General features: G+C 73.3%; 2 protein-coding genes. Both read left to right on the top strand.

The features are described 5' to 3' along the window. The coding region (locus tag VFN12_RS13705) for an FAD binding domain-containing protein (RefSeq protein ID WP_325119276.1) at positions 1-651 on the top strand (651 nt) is incomplete at its 5' end. Then, positions 648-3,035, top strand: coding sequence for a xanthine dehydrogenase molybdopterin binding subunit (gene xdhB, locus VFN12_RS13710; RefSeq protein WP_325119277.1), 2,388 nt, complete (start codon positions 648-650; stop codon positions 3,033-3,035). The genes VFN12_RS13705 and xdhB, both read left to right, overlap by 4 nt. Positions 3,036-3,069: the final 34 nt, after the last annotated feature.

The following is a 3,069-nucleotide window of genomic DNA, read 5'->3' on the forward strand; positions in this document are numbered from 1 at the left end:
GAGATCGGGGCGGGCCTCACGCTCTCCGAGGTCGAGACGCTGCTCGCGGGGCGGGTGCCGATCCTGGCCGAGGTGTTCCCGCAGTTCGCGTCGCGACTGATCCGCAACACCGCCACCATCGGCGGCAACCTCGCGACCGCCTCCCCGATCGGCGACTTCCCGCCGGCGCTGCTGGCGCTCGACGCGGTCGTCGTGCTGGCCTCCCGCGAGGGCGACCGGGAGGTCCCGCTGGCCGACTACTTCACCGGCTACCGCGAGACCGTACGCCGCCCGGACGAGCTGATCCGGGCGGTGCGGATCCCGCTTCCCCTCGCCGGTGTGGCCGCCTTCCACAAGATCGCCAAGCGTCGGTTCGACGACATCTCCAGCGTCGCCGTCGGGTTCGCGATCGACGTGGCCGACGGGCTCGTCAAGACCGCGCGGATCGGCCTCGGCGGCGTCGCGGCCACCCCGATCCGCGCGCTCGCGACCGAGGCGGTGCTCGAAGGACAGCCGTGGGCCGAGGACACGGTCCGGGCGGCCGCCGAGGCACTGCGGTCCGAGGGCACTCCCATGGACGACCACCGCGCGAGTGCGGCCTACCGTTCGGCGATGCTCGGCAACGCGCTGCTGCGGCTGTGGGCCGAGACCGGCGAGGTGGTGCAGGCATGAGCGACCTCTCCAGCCGGCCCGACGACGCCGCCGTCGGCCTGACCATCCCCCACGAGAGCGCGTCGCTCCACGTCACCGGCGCGGCGCTCTACACCGACGACCTGGTCGGCCGCACCCGCGACGTCCTGCACGCCCATCCGGTGCAGGCCCCGCATGCCCACGCCAGGGTCACCGGCCTGCGCGTCGACGCGGCCCACGACGTCCCGGGGGTTGTGCGCGTCCTGACCGCCGACGACGTACCCGGGGTCAACGACGCCGGGGTGAAGGGCGACGAGCCGCTGTTCCCCAGCGAGGTGATGTACCACGGCCACGCCGTGTGCTGGGTGCTCGCCGAGACCCTCGAGGCCGCGCGGCTCGGCGCGGCTGCGGTCGAGGTCGACTACGACCCGCTGCCGGCCGTGATCGGGCTGCGCGAGGCGATCGCGGCGGGCAGCTTCCAGGGAGGCCAGCCGACCGTCGAGCGGGGCAACGTCGAGGACGGGCTGGCCGGGTCCGCGCGGGTGTTCAGCGGCGAGGTCGAGATGTCCGGGCAGGAGCACTTCTACCTGGAGACCATGGCCTCGCTCGCCCAGGTCGACGAGGCCGGGCAGGTGTTCCTGCAGAGCAGCACCCAGCACCCGTCGGAGACGCAGGAGATCGTGGCCCACGTCCTCGGCCTCTCCAACCACCAGGTCACCGTCCAGTGCCTGCGGATGGGCGGGGGATTCGGCGGCAAGGAGATGCAGCCGCACGGGTACGCCGCCATCGCCGCACTGGGGGCCACCCTCACCGGTCGCCCGGTGCGGCTGCGGCTCAACCGCACCCAGGACCTCACCATGACCGGCAAGCGGCACGGCTTCCACGCCCAGTGGCGGGTCGGCTTCGACGCCGACGGCCGGCTGCAGGCGCTCGACGCGACGCTGACCTCCGACGGCGGCTGGAGCCTCGACCTGTCCGAGCCGGTCCTCGCCCGGGCCCTGTGCCACGTCGACAACGCCTACTGGATCCCCCACGTCCGCGTGAACGGCCGGATCGCGCGGACCCACAAGACCTCGCAGACCGCGTTCCGGGGGTTCGGGGGTCCGCAGGGGATGCTGGTGATCGAGGACATCCTCGGCCGGTGCGCCCCGCTGCTCGGCATCGACGCCGACGAGCTGCGCCGACGCAACTTCTACGTCGACGGCCAGAGCACGCCGTACGGACAGCCGGTGCGGCACCCGGAGCGGGTCGCAACGGCGTGGCAGCGGGTGCTCGAGTCCGGCGACGTCGCCCGTCGCCGGGCCGAGATCGCCGACTTCAACCGGCGACACCCTCACACCAAGCGCGGGCTGGCGCTGACCCCGGTGAAGTTCGGCATCTCCTTCAACTTCACCGCCTTCAACCAGGCGGGTGCGCTGGTGCACGTCTACAAGGACGGCTCGGTGCTGATCAACCACGGCGGCACCGAGATGGGCCAGGGCCTGCACACCAAGATGCTGCAGGTGGCCGCGACCACGCTCGGCGTACCCCTCGAGCGCGTCCGCCTCGCCCCCACCCGCACCGACAAGGTGCCCAACACCTCCGCCACCGCCGCCAGCTCCGGTGCCGACCTCAACGGTGGCGCGGTCAAGCACGCCAGCGAGCAGATCAAGGCGCGCCTCGCCGAGGTGGCCGCCGGGCGGGAGCTCGCCTGGGAGGACCTGGTCCGCGAGGCCTACTTCAGCCGGGTCCAGCTGTGGGCCGCGGGCTTCTACCGCACCGAGGGCATCGAGTGGGACTCCTCGGTGATGCGCGGCCACCCGTTCAAGTACTTCGCCTACGGCGTCGCGGCGACCGAGGTCGAGGTCGACGGCTTCACCGGGGCCTACCGCACCCGTCGCGTCGACATCGTGCACGACGTCGGCGACTCGCTGTCGCCGCTCGTGGACCTCGGCCAGATCGAGGGCGGCTTCGTGCAGGGGGCCGGCTGGCTGACGCTGGAGGACCTGCGCTGGGACGAGTCCGACGGGCCGTCGCGTGGACGGCTGGCCACCCAGGCGGCCAGCACCTACAAGCTCCCGGCCTTCTCCGAGATGCCCGAGGAGTTCAACGTGTCCCTGCTGGAGCGGGCCCACGAGGACGGCGCGGTCTACGGCTCCAAGGCGGTGGGGGAGCCGCCCCTGATGCTGGCGTTCTCGGTCCGCGAGGCGCTCCGGCAGGCCGCGGCCGCCTTCGGACCGGCCGGCACCAGCGTCGACCTCGCCTCACCGGCCACGCCCGAGGCGGTCTACTGGGCGGTCGAGGACGCCCGGGCCGGTCGCACCGACGGCCGGGTCCTCGAGGGACTCCCCGGCCGGGTCCCCGACCAGCCCGGAGCCGACGCCCACGCGCTGCACCCACGGTCGGAGCAGGTCGCCCGCTCGGTCCCGGCGGAGGTGCGGTCGTGACGACCTGGGTCTCCGCCGTCCAGCGGCTCCGCAG

This window comes from Nocardioides sp. (genome assembly GCF_035703625.1).
Lineage (GTDB): Bacteria > Actinomycetota > Actinomycetes > Propionibacteriales > Nocardioidaceae > Nocardioides.